Here is a 15,223-nt window from a genome sequence, read left to right on the forward strand (position 1 = left end):
ACCATGGACGAACGGCACAGAAGCCCGGCCAAGCTATTGAAATGGCGTTGTAATAGAGCCTTTTATCGATCAATGACCTAGAATCCTGCGCAGTATTTTTCTTCTGCCGCCAAGCTTGGAGCTGCCATGACCCCCGCATTGGATTTGTTGAAAAAAGTTCGTGCCGAACATCGCGTGCACAGTTACGAACATGATCCGAAGGCAGCGTCCTATGGTCTGGAGGCCGCGGAAAAACTGGGGTTGGACCCGGCTCAGGTGTTCAAGACATTGCTGGCGGCCAGCGAAAAGGGGGAATTGTTGGTGGCGGTGGTGCCGGTCGTCGGCAGTCTGGACTTGAAGGCGCTGGCGCAGGCCGCTGGCGTAAAAAAAGTCGAAATGGCCGACCCCGCGGCTGCACAGCGTTCGACGGGGTATTTGTTGGGCGGCATCAGCCCGCTCGGGCAGAAGAAGCGCCTGCGTACCTTTATTGATCATTCGGCTCAGCCTTTTTCCAGCATCTTCGTCAGCGCCGGACGGCGAGGTCTGGAAGTTGAGCTGGCGCCCGCCGTGTTGGCTGAACACACCCAGGCGAAGTTCGCCGATATCGGTCGCGCCTGAACAGAAGGCCTCGGGCGTTCAGCTCGGCGCTGTATGGTGGAAATTGATTGGTTCTGTCACTGGTGAATGGCTCTTCGTGGCTTCATGCTCGTTGACCTGAAAAAGGGAGAAGTGCCATGCAGCTAGAGTTTCATCAGGTTGATGCGTTCAGCGATCGGCCGTTCAGTGGCAACCCGGCGATGGTGTACCGGCTCGATGCCTGGCTCGACGATGAGTTGATGCAAAAAATCGCCGCCGAACACAACCTCGCCGAAACCGCATTTCTGGTACGTGAGGGTGCCGTCTGGCACATCCGCTGGTTTACCCCGACCACCGAAGTCCCGTTATGCGGCCATGCAACCCTGGCCAGCGCCTATGTTCTGTTTGAAATCTATAAGGAACCGGTCGAGCGGCTGGACTTTATCTGCAAGTCCGGCCCACTGAGTGTCAGCCGCGAGGGCAAGCGCTTGTGGCTGGATTTCCCGGCCATCGTGCCGGCAGACGTGGGCGTGACCCTGGATGTCGAGCGCGCCTTGGGTGTGAAAGCAGTCGATGTGTTGGGTTCGAAAGAACTGTTCGTGGTGCTGGAGTCCGAGCAAGCGGTGCTCGATTGTCAGCCGGACATGGTTGCGCTGGCCAAACTTCCGTGGCCGGGTGCCATTGTGACGGCCAAGGGCAACACGCATGATTTTGTATCGCGGTACTTTGCGCCAGCAATTGGCATCAACGAAGACCCGGTGACCGGGTCAACCCATTGCAGCCTGATTCCGTACTGGTCGCAACGCTTGAGCAAGTCGAGTCTGACGGCTTATCAGTGTTCGGCGCGGGGCGGGGAGTTGTTTTGCCAGTTGGAAGGGGATCGGGTGAGTATTGGCGGCAATGCGACGTTGTTTGCGAGTGGCAAGCTGATGTTGGGTTGAGCTGAAAAGATCGCAGCCTTCGGCAGCTCCTACAGGAGTACACATTCCATTGTAGGAGCTGCCGAAGGCTGCGATCTTTTAGCGATGGTTCAGCTGGCGGAGCTATACCGCCGAACACCGGATTCGATCACCGGAATCTGCGCCGCCGTGCTGCCGTTCGCCTGGAATAACACCAGGTGTTCAGCCGCCACCCGAATACCTACTTCAGCGCCGACCAGATGATCGGCATGGCTCGGGAAAATCGACTCCAGCTGCGCGCCGGTAGGCAACTGCAAGCGGTACAAGGTTGATGCCCCCTGGAAGCTCTTGCCGACAATCTGTGTCCTCAGTGGGCTGTCCGGCGCATAGACGATATCGTCCGGGCGCAGCAACACGTCCACGGCACAACCGATTGGCCAAGTGTAGGCGCGGTTGCCGCGCAACTCACCCAGCTCGGTCTGCACCGACTCCGGGCTGCTCAGCTGACCGCGAATGAAGTAACCCTGGCCAATGAAACTGGCCACGAATGGCGTCAGTGGTTCGTGATAGAGGTTGTAGGGCGTATCCCACTGCTCCAGGCGACCTTCCTTGAAAACGCCCACGTGGTCGCTGACCGCGAAGGCTTCTTCCTGATCGTGGGTCACCAGGATCGCACTGGTGCCGCGAGCCTTGAGAATATCGCGTACCTCATGACTGAGCTTGCGTCGCAATTCGCCGTCGAGGTTGGAGAACGGTTCGTCGAGCAACAGCAACTGCGGTTCCGGCGCCAGGGCGCGGGCGAGGGCGACGCGTTGCTGCTGGCCGCCGGATAGCTCATGAGGGAAGCGCTTGCCGAGGTTTTTCAGGTTGACCAGTTCGAGCAGCTCTTCGGTGATGCGATCCTTTTGCGGGTGCTTGCGGATCCCGAAAGCGATGTTCTCGGCCACGCTCAGATGCGGAAACAGTGCGTAATCCTGGAACACCATGCCGATCCGGCGCTTCTCCGGGGCGAGGGTGAAGCCGGCGCTGGAGATGGTCTCGCCTGCCAGCTGGATTTCACCTTCGTGCACCGGTTCAAAACCGGCAATCGCCCGCAGGGTGGTGGTTTTGCCGCAGCCCGAAGACCCCAGCAGGCAACCGATATCGCCGGCATTCAAATGCAGGTTGAGGTTCTGCACAACCCGCTGGTTTTGATAACCGCAGGCCAGGTTGCGCAGGTTCAGCAGTAAGGTCTGGCTCATGCGTGGTGATACGAAGGCGGGACAAGAAATTCGAGCAGGGCCTTTTGTGCGTGAAGACGGTTTTCGGCTTGATCCCAGGCTACCGAGCGCGAGTCGTCGAGCAGGTCAAGGCTGATTTCTTCGCCACGGTGGGCCGGCAGGCAGTGCATGAACAGCACGTCCGGCGCGGCCAGGTCGAGCAGGGCACGGTTGACCTGGAACGGTGCGAACAACTTCAGACGCTTGGCGGTTTCCTCTTCCTGGCCCATGGAGGTCCAGACGTCGGTGCTCACCAAGTGTGCGCCGCGCACGGCTTCCTGTGGATCGCGGACGATGGTCACCCGATCGCCGGCTTTAGTCACGAACTCTGGGTTGGGTTCGTAACCTTCCGGGCAGGCGATGCGCAACTGGAAGTCGAACTGGATCGCCGCTTCTATATAGCTGTTGCACATGTTGTTGCCATCGCCGATCCAGGCCACGGTCTTGCCTTGAATCGAACCGCGGTGCTCAAGGAAGGTTTGCATGTCGGCCAGCAACTGGCACGGGTGCAGGTCATCGGACAGGCCATTGATCACCGGCACGCGGGAGTTGGCGGCGAATTCGGTCAGGGTGCTGTGGGCAAAGGTACGGATCATCACCGCATCGAGCATGCTCGACATGACGATGGCGCAGTCGCCGATCGGCTCGCCGCGACCCAGTTGCGTATCGCGTGGCGACAGGAAGATCGCCTGGCCACCGAGCTGGATCATGCCGGCTTCGAACGAGATACGGGTGCGGGTCGAGGACTTCTCGAAAATCATCCCCAGGACGCGGTTCTTCAAAGGCTCGAACAGTACGCCGCGGTTACGCAGGTCCTTGAGCTCAACGCCTCGACGGATCACGCTGACCAGCTCTTCGGGCGTGCAATCCATCAGGGAGAGAAAGTGCCTTGCGCTCATCATTGACTACCTTTTTGCAACAGACCGCAGATACTCAAAGCCTTGTTTAACTGAAAAACGGGCGAGACCTGCGGCGTAAGCCGCACGGGGCGACGAAATAGGGGGAGGCGCGATATTGACATTAAATGTCGCGTTTTTCCAATAGGCTACGGTGTTTGGGGATTTCAGAGGGGCTACGAGGTGACCGCAGTAGCGCTTTTGAAGCCTGTTTCCTGACAGCAGCTAACCATTTGTACACCGGGCTCGCCGGGCTTGGCAATCAAACAGGGCGCGGGCGACACGCTGGCGGTCGGTTTTTGACCTGTCATTCGGGTCTTTGGCGGGCAATGTGTCTTGTCCGAAACATTTGCTAAAGCAAAGTGCTGGGTTATAACTAGAGCACGAGTGACGCAGGAAGCCTCAGGAATGGAATCGAAAGAACAACTGTTAATGGAGCTACTCGGCCTTACGGCCCGCTCCCTGACTCACCTCACCGCTTCCATGACCTCGATGTCTTTCGAGCTGATGCGTAGTGAAGACGAAGTCACGAAGGTGGCCGGCCGGCGCATGATCGACCGCATGGCCACCATCAGCGCCGGGCTCGACGAGCATTGGCGACTGATCGGCGAGCTCACCGGAGTGCATGTCGCCCACGAGCAGATCGAAACCATCGAGGAGATCCAGTTGCAGGCGCCGCCGAGTCTGCCGCCGAACTGATCCCTTGCTGTCATCGGCTGGCCTGATAGTCGCCGATTCACAAGACGAACGTCGCTGGCAAAGGGGCGAGTCGCGCGCCATAGTTTTGTTCCCGCGGCCGATATTGCCCGCCCAGAACAAAACAGAGACTGGCCATGACCAAGACTCTCCACCACCGTGCGTGCCACCTGTGTGAAGCCATCTGCGGCCTGACCATCGAAACCACCGACGTCGAAGGCAGCGGCGTACAGATCACCTCGATCAAGGGTGACCCCCAAGACACCTTCAGCCGCGGGCATATCTGCCCCAAAGCGGTTGCCCTGCAAGACATCCAGAACGATCCGGATCGCCTGCGTCAGCCGATGCTGCGGGTAGGCAGCGAATGGCAGCCTATCGAGTGGGAAGATGCCTTCAGTCTTGTGGCCGAACGCCTGGCGGCGATTCAGGAGCGTCACGGGCAGAACGCGGTGGCGGTCTATCAGGGCAACCCCAGCGTGCACAACTACGGGTTGATGACCCACAGCAATTACTTCCTTGGCCTGCTGAAAACCCGCAACCGGTTTTCCGCGACGTCGGTCGATCAATTGCCCCATCACCTGACCAGTCACTTGATGTACGGCCACGGCTTGCTGTTGCCGATTTCGGACATCGATCACACCGATTTCATGCTGATCCTGGGCGGCAATCCATTGGCCTCCAACGGCAGCATCATGACCGTGCCGGATGTAGAGAAGCGCCTCAAGGCGATTCAGGCCCGGGGCGGCAAAGTGGTGGTGGTCGACCCGCGTCGCAGCGAAACGGCGGCGATTGCCGATCAGCATCTGTTCGTGCGCCCCGGTGGCGATGCGGCGCTGTTGTTCGGGCTGCTCAATACCTTGTTCGCCGAAGGCTTGACCCGCGACAGTCATTTACCGGTCGACGGCCTGGATGAAGTGCGTGAGGCGATCGCAGGTTTCACCGCCGAGGCCATGAGCCCGCTGTGCGCAGTGCCTGCCGAGCAGATCCGTCAACTGGCACGGGACTTCGCGGCAGCGCCGACAGCGGTCTGCTACGGCCGCATGGGCGTTTCGACTCAGGCTTTCGGCACCCTGTGCCATTGGTTGGTGCAATTGATCAATCTGGTCACCGGCAACCTCGATCGGGTGGGCGGTGCGCTGTGCACCGAGCCTGCAGTGGATTTGGTGGCGTCGACCTCGGGCGGGCATTTCAACCGGTGGCAGAGCCGGACGTCCGGACGTCCGGAATACGCGGGAGAACTGCCGGTATCGGCGCTGGCCGAAGAGATGCTCACCGAAGGGGAAGGGCAGGTCCGCGCGCTGATCACCGTGGCGGGTAATCCGGTCCTGTCCACGCCTAATGGCCGGCAACTGGAGCAGGCGCTGGATGGATTGGAGTTCATGGTCAGTGTCGACCTGTACATCAATGAAACCACGCGTTACGCCGACCTGATCCTGCCGTCGACTTCTGCGCTGGAAAACGATCATTACGACACCACGTTCAACATGTTCGCGGTGCGCAACGTTACCCGCTTCAACCGGGCGATCCTCGCCAAGCCCGAAGGCGCGTTGCATGACTGGGAAATCTTCGTGGGACTGGCCAAAGCCTTTGCGACCAAGACCGGCAAGGAACTGAAACCGACCATCGCGCCAGCGCAGATGATCGACCGAGGGCTGCGGATGGGCCTGTATGGCGACGCTTCGGAACACAAGTTGTCGCTGGCGACCTTGTTCGACCATCCTCACGGTATCGATCTGGGCGCGCTTAAACCCAACCTGACGCCACGCCTGAAAACGGCCAATCAGCGAGTCCAGGCAGCGCCTGTCGAGATCCTCGCCGACCTGGCGCGCTTCGCGGCACTGCAAGCACCGGCCGCCGATGAGCTGCTGATGATCGGCCGCCGTCATGTGCGCAGTAACAACTCATGGATGCACAACTATCACCGTCTGGTGAAGGGCAAACCGCGCCATCAACTGCTGATGAACCCGGACGATTTGGCCAGCCGCGGGCTCAGCGATGGGCAGCGGGTGCGCGTCAGTTCGCGGGTCGGCGTGATCGAGGTTGAAGTGGTCGCCAGCCTGGATATGATGAAAGGTGTGGTCAGCCTTCCTCACGGTTGGGGTCATGCGCGACCGGGGGTGCAGATGACGATTGCCAGCAGTCAACCTGGCTCCAGCGCCAATGACCTGACTGACGAATGTCAGCTCGATGAGTTGTCGGGCAATGCGGCGTTGAACGGAGTGCCGGTCACCGTGGCGGCGGCATGAACATGACTGTCGGGGAGGCCGAGCATGGCGCTCGGGTTTCCGTTACAATGCGCCACCGTGCCGACCACTGAGTCGGAAAGTTCAGCCGAGGTGCTCCATGGATATCATCGAAACGATTAAAGAGCAGATTGCCAACAACACCATTCTGCTTTACATGAAAGGCTCGCCGAATGCCCCACAGTGTGGCTTCTCCGCGAAAGCCGCTCAGGCTGTAATGGCCTGTGGCGAAAAGTTTGCCTATGTGGACATCCTGCAGAACCCGGAAATCCGCGCCAACCTGCCAAAGTACGCCAACTGGCCAACCTTCCCGCAACTGTGGGTCGGTGGTGAGCTGGTCGGCGGTAGCGACATCATGACTGAAATGGCTGCTGACGGTTCGTTGCAAGCGACGATCAAAGCCGCTGTTGAAGCTGCTGCTGCCAACAAGACCGACGCCTGAGACGATTGGCTCCCCTGTAGGAGCTGTCGAGTGAAACGAGGCTGCGATCTTTTGATCTTCAGTAACTAAAAAGCCCCGCCCCTCTATCGAGGGGCGGGGCTTTTTATTGCGCTTAATAAGTTATTGCAATGTCGTCGCTGCCATCGCCAAGATCGCAGCCTCGTTTCACTCGACAGCTCCTACTCGCCCATCTGCGACTGCAGATAGTTCTCAAGACCTACTTTATCGATCAGGCCCAGTTGGGTTTCCAGCCAGTCGATATGTTCTTCTTCGGATTCAAGAATGTCTTCGAGCAGTTCGCGGCTACCGAAGTCGCCGACAGTTTCGCAGTGAGCGATAGCGACTTTCAGATCGGCATGGCCGTCGCGCTCGATCTTCAAGTCACACTCAAGCATTTCCTTGGTGTGTTCGCCGATGTGCAGCTTGCCCAGGTCCTGGACGTTCGGCAGACCTTCAAGGAACAGGATGCGCTTGATCAGCTTGTCCGCGTGCTTCATCTCGTCGATGGATTCGTGGTACTCGTGCTTGCCGAGCTTGTTCAGACCCCAATCTTCATACATGCGTGCATGCAAAAAGTATTGGTTGATCGCGACCAGTTCATTGGCGAGGATCTTGTTGAGATGCTGGATGACTGTAACGTCGCCTTTCATGATGGGGTCCTGCCCTGAGTAGCTGTCTATAAGGCAGAGTTTGAGCCGCGTATTTAAGAGTGTCAAACCTAAGTTATTGAAACTTAAATGAAAATTAATCGGAATAAGAGTGTTTTTGTTCCGCGTCTAGCGCCTAAGCGATTGATTTCCAGACATAAAAAAACCGGACATCAAGTCCGGTTTTTTGAAATACGGTAGTTATGCGGCTGTAAATTCTACGGGGTAGGGGATCGCGGCCTGAGCCGTTTGCAGTTTGCCCAGGGTTTCGCGCACCACTTCCTTGGCAAGGCAGGCGCATTTACCGCATTGGCTGGCTACGCCAGTAGCCTGACGGACTTCCTTATAGCTGCAGCAACCTTCATAGATTGCATCGCGGATTTGACCGTCGGTGACGCCAGTGCAGAGGCAGACATACATAAGTGAGAACCGTCGCTGGTTGTGACTCAATTGCGATGGATCTTAATGTTAACGAGAATGATTGTCAAAGTGGTTTCTGAAAGCTTTTCGTCATAAAGGCGTGTGACTGACGAACGGCCTCTTTTCACACTTGTCATGAAGAAAATATAGCAGCGGCCTTTTTACCTTCCAGAAAAAACCGTTGAGGACAGGCCAAAAACGCGGTGTATGATGGTCGGCCTTTTGCGAAGGGGGTTCGTGTCACAGGGCTGTCGCCTGAGGGTGGCAGGCTGGTACGAACCCTGTTCTTCAAACGTTATTACACCAGGAGATATCCAATGAGCGTACTCGTAGGCAAACAAGCCCCTGACTTCACCGTACCGGCCGTACTCGGCAATGGCGAAATCGTAGACAGCTTCACCCTGTCCTCGGCCATCAAAGGCAAATACGGCCTGGTGTTCTTCTACCCACTGGACTTCACCTTCGTTTGCCCGTCCGAGCTGATCGCTCTGGACAACCGCATGGGTGACTTCGCCGAACGCAATGTTGAAGTGGTCGCGGTGTCGATCGACTCGCACTTCACCCACAACGCATGGCGCAACACCCCGGTGAACAATGGCGGCATCGGCCAGGTTCGTTACACCATGGCTGCCGACATCAAGCAGGAAATCATGAAGGCCTACGACGTTCAGTCCGCTGACGGCGTGGCTTTCCGTGGTGCGTTCCTGATCGACGACAAAGGCGTTGTCCGCTCGCAGATCATTAACGACCTGCCGCTGGGCCGTAACATGGAAGAGCTGATCCGTCTGGTCGACGCTCTGCAATTCCACGAAGCGCACGGCGAAGTTTGCCCTGCCAACTGGAAAAAAGGTGACAAAGGCATGACCGCTTCCACCGAAGGTGTTGCGGCTTACCTGACCGAGCACGCTGCTGCGCTGTAAGGCAGGCGTCAGGCAATAAAAAAACCGGCTGATAAGGCCGGTTTTTTTATGGGCGGGATAAACCCATGCTGTTCACCTGTGGCGAAGGAGCAAGCTCCCTTACCCCAAGTTAGTGACGGATCAGTCGTTGTAGTCTTCCCAGCCGCCCATTTGTTTCCAGCGATTGACGATGCCGCAGAACAGGTCAGCCGTCTTCTCGGTGTCGTAGCGGGCCGAGTGTGCCTCGCGACCGTCGAAGTCGATATCCGCTGCCTGGCAGGCCTTGGCCAATACGGTTTGACCGTAGGCCAGACCGGCGAGGGTCGCCGTGTCGAAGCTGGAGAACGGGTGAAACGGGTTGCGTTTCATGTCCAGGCGCGCGACAGCGGCGTTGAGGAAGCCCAGGTCGAAGCTGCTGTTGTGCCCGACCAGAATCGCCCGTTTGCAGCCGTTGGCCTTCAGAGCCTTGCGCACACCGCGGAAGATATCGGTCAGGGCCGCTTCTTCACTCACGGCCATGCGTAGCGGGTGATCAAGCTTGATCCCGGTGAATTCCAAAGCTGCCGCTTCGATGTTCGCGCCTTCGAAAGGCTCGACCCGGAAGAAGTAGGTGTGCTCAGGGTACACAAAGCCTTTTTCATCCATGCCGATCACGGTGGCGGCGATTTCCAGCAGGGCATCGGTGGCCGAGTTGAAGCCACCGGTTTCTACGTCGACAACGACCGGCAGGTAACCACGGAACCTGGCTGCCATTGGATGGCGGGAACCGCCTCCGCCGCCATTACCGTCCTGTTCGTCGTCGAAATGGTCTTCACTCACGCGTGTTCCTCCAGCAGGCGCCAGCGCAGTTTTTCACCGGCGCGCAGCGGGATTACGGTCAGCTCGCCAAACGGCAGGCTGGTTGGGGCGGTCCACTCATCGCGGACCAGGGTGATGCGATCGGTGTTCACCGGCAGGCCGTAGAAACGCGGGCCATTGAGGCTGGCGAAGGCTTCGAGCTTGTCCAGCGCGTTGCGCTGTTCGAAGGCTTCGGCATACATCTCGATCGCGGCATAAGCGGTGTAGCAACCGGCACAACCGCAAGCCGCTTCTTTGGCGTGCTGGGCATGGGGCGCCGAGTCGGTGCCGAGGAAGAACTTGTCGCTGCCGCTGGTGGCGGCGTCGAGCAGGGCTTCCTGGTGGGTATTGCGCTTGAGGATCGGCAGGCAATAGAAGTGCGGCCGAATCCCGCCCACCAGCATGTGGTTGCGGTTGTACAGCAGGTGGTGCGCGGTGATGGTTGCGCCGACATTGGCCGAAGCCTCATTGACGAACTGCACGGCGTCGGAGGTGGTGATGTGTTCGAACACCACTTTGAGGGTCGGGAAACGCTCGACCACCCGACGCATATGCTCATCGATGAAGATTTTTTCGCGATCGAAAACGTCGACATCGCCCCGGGTGACTTCACCATGAACCAACAAGGGCATCCCGACTTCGGCCATGGCCTCGAGTGCGGGGAAAATCTTGTCGATGCTGGTGACGCCAGAATCCGAATTGGTGGTCGCGCCGGCCGGATACAGCTTGGCGGCGTAAACGAAACCGCTGGCCTTGGCCTCACGAATTTCTTCGGGCTGGGTGCGGTCGGTCAGGTACAGAACCATCAGCGGTTCGAAACGGCTGCCGGCCGGACGCGCGGCAAGAATCCGCTGGCGATAGCCATTGGCTTCAGCCGCGTTGCGCACCGGCGGTACCAGGTTGGGCATGATGATGGCGCGACCAAAGGTGCGCGCGACATCCGCGACGGTATTGGTCAACACAGCACCATCGCGAAGATGAATATGCCAGTCGTCGGGACGCAGCAGGGTCAGGCGGTCGGACATGAGGGGATTCCAGGCGGGTCAAACTCAGGGGAATGCTACCGGAAAAGACTCTTGCAGGCACTCGCTATCAAGTTTTGCGGCAAGCTTCCGATATCCAACAGGTATGCCGTAAATATGTGTGTCGGTCTTTTTGTTGCAGAAGCCAGTGGAGCCTCCCGTGCGCCAGCGTTATTTAGCCTTGCTCAGTGTGTTTGCCAGCCTTCCCGCGATGGCGCTCACTTTCCAGACCCGTCTGGAGAGCATCGAGTGGACGGTCGAAGGTGACAAGTTCGAATGCCGCCTGACTCAACCCATCACCGATTTCGGTTCGGGGGAGTTCGTGCGTCGCGCCGGCGAGCAGGCGACATTTCGTCTGAAGGCCTACAACTCGATGATCGGTGGCGGTTCCGCGACCTTGTTGGCGGCCGCTGCGCCATGGCAGCCGGGGCGTGGCGACATCAACCTGGGCTCGGTACGAATCGGCAGTGGCAACGTGCTGTTCAACAGCTCGCAAGTTCAGGCCGGTCGCCTGATCAGCGGATTGGTGGACGGTCGCAGCCCGGTCGTTCGACATTCCTCGGGTGACGGTCGGGTATCTGAAGTCCGTCTGCTGCCGGTCAAATTCAGCAAGGCCTACAGTGACTACCAGGGTTGCGTGGCCAAGTTGCTGCCGCAGAATTTCGAGCAGGTGAAGCAATCCGAAATCGGCTTTCCAGGGGAGGGCATCGATCTCGATGCACAAGCCAAGGCCCATTTGCAGGTCATGCTGGAATTCATGAAAGCTGATCCGACGGTCAATCACATTGAACTCGACGGCCATTCCGACAACAGCGGCAACCGCCTGACCAACCGCGAACTGTCGCGACGCAGGGCGCTGGCCGTGATGGATTTCTTTAAGGCTAATGGTATCCAGGAATCGCAGATCACCCTGCGTTTTCATGGTGAGCGCTATCCGCTGGCGCCGAACAAAAACGCCGCCAATCGGGCGAAGAACCGTCGGGTTGCCGTACGCCTTGAACGGGTAGCGCCGACCGAGCAACCGGCGCCTCAAGCCACCGCTTCCGCGGGCAGCGCGAAGGCCTCCTGAACCTGCTGAAATCGTCGCTCGCTCGACATAATCTGTCGCTTCGTCGTCATAAGCTGTCGCGCCTCTGTAAATTATTCTGCATGAGCGGTAGACTTGACGGCTTTCCGTAGAACCCCGTGGAGTGATGGCATGGCGGACGTAAACAAGGTCGTTCTGGCGTATTCCGGCGGCCTGGACACTTCGGTGATCCTCAAGTGGCTGCAGGATACTTATAACTGTGAAGTAGTGACCTTCACCGCTGACCTGGGTCAGGGCGAAGAGGTCGAACCGGCCCGCGCCAAGGCTCAGGCCATGGGCGTAAAAGAAATCTACATCGACGATTTGCGCGAAGAATTCGTGCGCGATTTCGTGTTCCCGATGTTCCGCGCCAACACCGTTTACGAAGGCGAGTACCTGCTGGGTACTTCCATCGCTCGTCCGTTGATCGCCAAGCGCCTGATCGAAATCGCCAACGAAACCGGCGCTGACGCCATTTCCCACGGCGCGACCGGCAAGGGCAACGACCAGGTTCGTTTCGAACTGGGCGCCTACGCCTTGAAGCCAGGCGTGAAAGTGATCGCTCCTTGGCGCGAATGGGACCTGCTCTCCCGTGAAAAGCTGATGGATTATGCTGAAAAGCACAACATCCCGATCGAGCGTCACGGCAAGAAGAAATCCCCGTACTCGATGGACGCCAACCTGCTGCACATCTCCTATGAAGGCGGCGTGCTGGAAGACACCTGGACCGAGCACGAAGAAGACATGTGGAAATGGACCGTCTCCCCGGAGAAGGCTCCAGATAAAGCGCAATACCTGGAATTGACCTACCGCAACGGCGACATCGTCGCACTGGACGGCGTCGAAATGACCCCGGCCACCGTGCTGGCGACCCTGAACCGTATCGGTGGCGAACACGGTATCGGCCGTCTCGACATCGTCGAGAACCGTTACGTGGGCATGAAGTCCCGTGGCTGCTACGAAACCCCGGGCGGCACCATCATGCTGCGCGCTCACCGTGCGATCGAATCGATCACCCTGGACCGCGAAGTGGCTCACCTCAAAGACGAGCTGATGCCTAAATACGCCAGCCTGATCTACACCGGTTACTGGTGGAGCCCAGAGCGTCTGATGCTGCAACAGATGATTGACGCTTCCCAGGCCCACGTGAATGGCGTAGTGCGCCTGAAGCTGTACAAGGGCAACGTGATCGTCACTGGTCGCAAGTCCGACGAGTCGTTGTTCGACGCCAACATCGCGACCTTCGAGGAAGATGGCGGCGCCTACAACCAGGCCGATGCGGCGGGCTTCATCAAGCTCAACGCCTTGCGCATGCGTATCGCGGCAAACAAAGGCCGGAAGCTTTTCTGAGACCTTTGAGTCGGTAATGGATTTGTGGCCTTGCTGATGAGGCCACAAATCTGAAAGAGGGATAACCTGCCGTATATTGCGTTTTCAGCTTTTTTTCTTGTCTCTGCTAATACCTTTCTTCGCTTCTTTCCCCGATAGCTCTTCAAGAGCTGACTGCTGTGTGCCTGTAAAGATTTTGACCAATCATCGTCAGGCCGTGTGAATTCAAATTGTAAGCAATGCAGAACGTTGCGCCGTTGCGTTTCTTGGTGTGCTTTGAAAGCCGGAGCGCGCTTTCCTTCAGCAGCGTCTCCGACTCGGCACAGGTGAGAAATACGATCACCTGCGCAGGATTTTCCTGTGCTTGCTGTATTTTCTCCAGCAGGGCGCTGAAAGCCATTTTGTTGTTCATCCAGCGTGCATCAATGATATGCAGGTCTTTTAAGTGCTCGGGCAGGCGTACGTGGTGCTGGGTCGAGCTTTCAGGCGGTACCCTGGAAGGATCGTTTCCTGACCGGTTAACGTTGTCCATCGCTTTCATGAAGTGCTTCCCTTTCTCGAAATCGGAGGGCGCGTAAAGCGACCGATAGTTGAAGTTGAGTGTGACGAAGAAAAGAAAAAGCAAATAAAAGGGAAAGCTAATCAGAAACCAGACATAGAGTTCTCTCTCCTTGTTGTCGAGGAAGGGGAGGGATACAGCAGCCGATGTTTCAGACAGTGCTGCAAATATTGCAATGATTGTCATGGGGTTGGTGATTCTTTTTTTGAGTTTTATCATGTCTTCTGCTCATGAGATATTATTTCTTCTCGATTTGTTTAAGGGGGTGAATTTCAGGATGATAACTAATGAGTGATGTTTTTCTGTTGTTATGTTGGGCTCCTTTTTTTTGATAAGTGATGTAGGTCATTATAGTAACTGTATTGTTCTTGGTTCAGGTATGGCTGTTCATTTGTTTTAAAGTTATATGTGTTTATTCTGTTGGTGAAATGTTGCTGTATGTGAGCTTTCATAAGTCGTTCGAGCCGAGTTGTACAGGGGGGTGGAAAATGCTCGTTACTTTTAAGAGTAGCTCAATAGTCGCAGCCTGTCGGATGACTAGTATCAAACCCTGTTATTGTGTTTTTTTCGGTTGTACGTCGATACAAAAAACTGTCGAAGTGCTGAACAGCGTTCGGCTAGTAGCCTTCTCATGGCTCATGATATGCAATGATTTTTTGTAGGAATAATCCGTGTTGTTTGTAGGCCATGTCTCTCGCTGCGGGTGGCCGGGGGTGACGGCATGCCATGGGTGAAACGACTAGGCTATGGTGCGGGCTCTAAAAATTCGAACAGCGAAAATTGGACTTGCCCATGAATAAAGTGCTGATCGTGGATGATCACCCCGTCATTCGTCTTGCGGTACGTATGCTAATGGAACGTCATGGCTACGAAGTCATTGCAGAAACAGATAATGGTGTGGACGCATTACAACTTGCCCGTGAACTAATGCCAGATATTGTCATTCTGGATATTGGAATACCGAAACTGGATGGGTTGGAAGTCATCGCGCGTCTGACATCGACGGCGATGCCTCTTAAAGTACTGATATTGACGTCCCAGGCACCAGGGCACTTTTCCATGCGTTGCATGCAATCGGGTGCCGCCGGATATGTCTGTAAGCAACAGGATCTCACTGAGTTGCTCAGTGCAATAAAAGCCGTACTGTCAGGCTACAGCTATTTTCCTAATCAGGCTCTGCATACCGTGCGTTCCAGTCTTGGGAACGCCAGTGAAGCCGATATGGTGGATCGTTTGTCCGGGCGAGAGATGATGGTCCTGCAACAACTGGCCCGAGGAAAGACAAACAAGGAAATTGCCGATGGAATGTTCCTCAGCAATAAAACAGTCAGTACTTACAAGACTCGTCTTCTGTTAAAGCTCAATGCTCGCTCACTGGTCGACCTGATTGAATTGGCCCAGCGCAACGGCCTGGTATGAAGCTGCCTGCGTTTGACGAGGCGCGATGAACGGGC

16 protein-coding genes are annotated in these 15,223 nt (G+C 57.0%); 9 read left to right on the top strand and 7 right to left on the bottom strand.

Features of this window, described 5'->3' with window-relative positions:
• The first annotated feature begins 126 nt into the window (after positions 1 to 126).
• Both ybaK and F6R97_RS20800 read left to right on the top strand, forming a co-directional pair.
• Positions 127 to 597, top strand: a complete 471-nt coding sequence (ybaK, locus tag F6R97_RS20795; protein WP_007938929.1) for a Cys-tRNA(Pro) deacylase — start codon at positions 127 to 129, stop codon at positions 595 to 597.
• A 116-nt stretch (positions 598 to 713) separates the two neighbouring features.
• Positions 714 to 1,496, top strand: a complete 783-nt coding sequence (locus tag F6R97_RS20800; protein ID WP_315867013.1) for a PhzF family phenazine biosynthesis protein — start codon at positions 714 to 716, stop codon at positions 1,494 to 1,496.
• A gap of 89 nt (positions 1,497 to 1,585) precedes the next feature.
• Here the strand turns inward: F6R97_RS20800 and F6R97_RS20805 are convergent, their stop codons facing one another.
• Entirely contained in the window at positions 1,586 to 2,695 is a 1,110-nt protein-coding gene (locus F6R97_RS20805; protein ID WP_315867014.1) for an ABC transporter ATP-binding protein, read from the bottom strand.
• The gene (argF, locus tag F6R97_RS20810; protein ID WP_315867015.1) at positions 2,692 to 3,612 is read right to left on the bottom strand and encodes an ornithine carbamoyltransferase; all 921 of its coding nucleotides are present in this window, start codon (positions 3,610 to 3,612) and stop codon (positions 2,692 to 2,694) included. The genes F6R97_RS20805 and argF overlap by 4 nt, the downstream gene beginning before the upstream one ends.
• Before the next feature lie 405 nt (positions 3,613 to 4,017).
• Between argF and F6R97_RS20815 the strand changes: the two genes are divergently transcribed.
• From F6R97_RS20815 to grxD, 3 genes are all read left to right on the top strand, one after another.
• Positions 4,018 to 4,308, top strand: a complete 291-nt coding sequence (locus F6R97_RS20815; RefSeq protein WP_038981868.1) for a hypothetical protein — start codon at positions 4,018 to 4,020, stop codon at positions 4,306 to 4,308.
• Positions 4,309 to 4,442: 134 nt separating this feature from the next.
• Positions 4,443 to 6,551 carry a molybdopterin oxidoreductase family protein gene (locus tag F6R97_RS20820; RefSeq protein WP_315867016.1) on the top strand — a complete coding sequence of 703 codons (2,109 nt, stop codon included), beginning with the start codon at positions 4,443 to 4,445 and terminating at the stop codon, positions 6,549 to 6,551.
• Positions 6,552 to 6,648: 97 nt separating this feature from the next.
• On the top strand, positions 6,649 to 6,990 hold the full coding sequence (gene grxD, locus F6R97_RS20825; protein WP_007898513.1) for a Grx4 family monothiol glutaredoxin: 342 nt from the start codon (positions 6,649 to 6,651) through the stop codon (positions 6,988 to 6,990).
• A 179-nt stretch (positions 6,991 to 7,169) separates the two neighbouring features.
• On the opposite strand, the gene bfr is transcribed toward grxD, so the two are convergent.
• Together bfr and F6R97_RS20835 are read right to left on the bottom strand one after the other, a co-directional pair.
• Positions 7,170 to 7,640, bottom strand: coding sequence for a bacterioferritin (gene bfr, locus F6R97_RS20830; protein WP_038981870.1), 471 nt, complete (start codon positions 7,638 to 7,640; stop codon positions 7,170 to 7,172).
• A 198-nt stretch (positions 7,641 to 7,838) separates the two neighbouring features.
• A complete protein-coding gene (locus F6R97_RS20835; RefSeq protein ID WP_007938921.1) occupies positions 7,839 to 8,057 on the bottom strand; it encodes a bacterioferritin-associated ferredoxin in 219 nt (72 codons plus the stop codon).
• Between the two features lie 317 nt (positions 8,058 to 8,374).
• On the opposite strand from F6R97_RS20835, the gene F6R97_RS20840 reads away from it, so the two are divergent.
• Positions 8,375 to 8,977 carry a peroxiredoxin gene (locus tag F6R97_RS20840; RefSeq protein ID WP_038981872.1) on the top strand — a complete coding sequence of 201 codons (603 nt, stop codon included), beginning with the start codon at positions 8,375 to 8,377 and terminating at the stop codon, positions 8,975 to 8,977.
• A gap of 120 nt (positions 8,978 to 9,097) precedes the next feature.
• Here the strand turns inward: F6R97_RS20840 and rnt are convergent, their stop codons facing one another.
• Positions 9,098 to 9,775, bottom strand: coding sequence for a ribonuclease T (rnt, locus tag F6R97_RS20845; protein ID WP_007898509.1), 678 nt, complete (start codon positions 9,773 to 9,775; stop codon positions 9,098 to 9,100).
• Positions 9,772 to 10,818, bottom strand: a complete 1,047-nt coding sequence (gene pyrC / locus F6R97_RS20850) for a dihydroorotase (protein ID WP_315867017.1) — start codon at positions 10,816 to 10,818, stop codon at positions 9,772 to 9,774. Before pyrC ends, rnt begins: the two co-directional genes overlap by 4 nt.
• A 157-nt stretch (positions 10,819 to 10,975) precedes the next feature.
• Here pyrC and F6R97_RS20855 point away from each other — a divergent pair, with 157 nt between their 5' ends.
• The gene (locus F6R97_RS20855; protein ID WP_038981874.1) at positions 10,976 to 11,884 is read left to right on the top strand and encodes a flagellar protein MotY; all 909 of its coding nucleotides are present in this window, start codon (positions 10,976 to 10,978) and stop codon (positions 11,882 to 11,884) included.
• Positions 11,885 to 12,013: 129 nt separating this feature from the next.
• The gene (locus F6R97_RS20860; protein ID WP_007898502.1) at positions 12,014 to 13,231 is read left to right on the top strand and encodes an argininosuccinate synthase; all 1,218 of its coding nucleotides are present in this window, start codon (positions 12,014 to 12,016) and stop codon (positions 13,229 to 13,231) included.
• Between the two features lie 142 nt (positions 13,232 to 13,373).
• Here the strand turns inward: F6R97_RS20860 and F6R97_RS20865 are convergent, their stop codons facing one another.
• The gene (locus F6R97_RS20865) at positions 13,374 to 13,988 is read right to left on the bottom strand and encodes a hypothetical protein (RefSeq protein WP_038981875.1); all 615 of its coding nucleotides are present in this window, start codon (positions 13,986 to 13,988) and stop codon (positions 13,374 to 13,376) included.
• Between the two features lie 573 nt (positions 13,989 to 14,561).
• Between F6R97_RS20865 and F6R97_RS20870 the strand changes: the two genes are divergently transcribed.
• Entirely contained in the window at positions 14,562 to 15,188 is a 627-nt protein-coding gene (locus F6R97_RS20870) for a response regulator transcription factor (RefSeq protein ID WP_007943575.1), read from the top strand.
• Positions 15,189 to 15,223 lie beyond the last annotated feature (35 nt).

This window comes from Pseudomonas sp. JV414, assembly GCF_032424305.1.
In the GTDB taxonomy this organism is placed as follows: domain Bacteria; phylum Pseudomonadota; class Gammaproteobacteria; order Pseudomonadales; family Pseudomonadaceae; genus Aquipseudomonas; species Aquipseudomonas lini.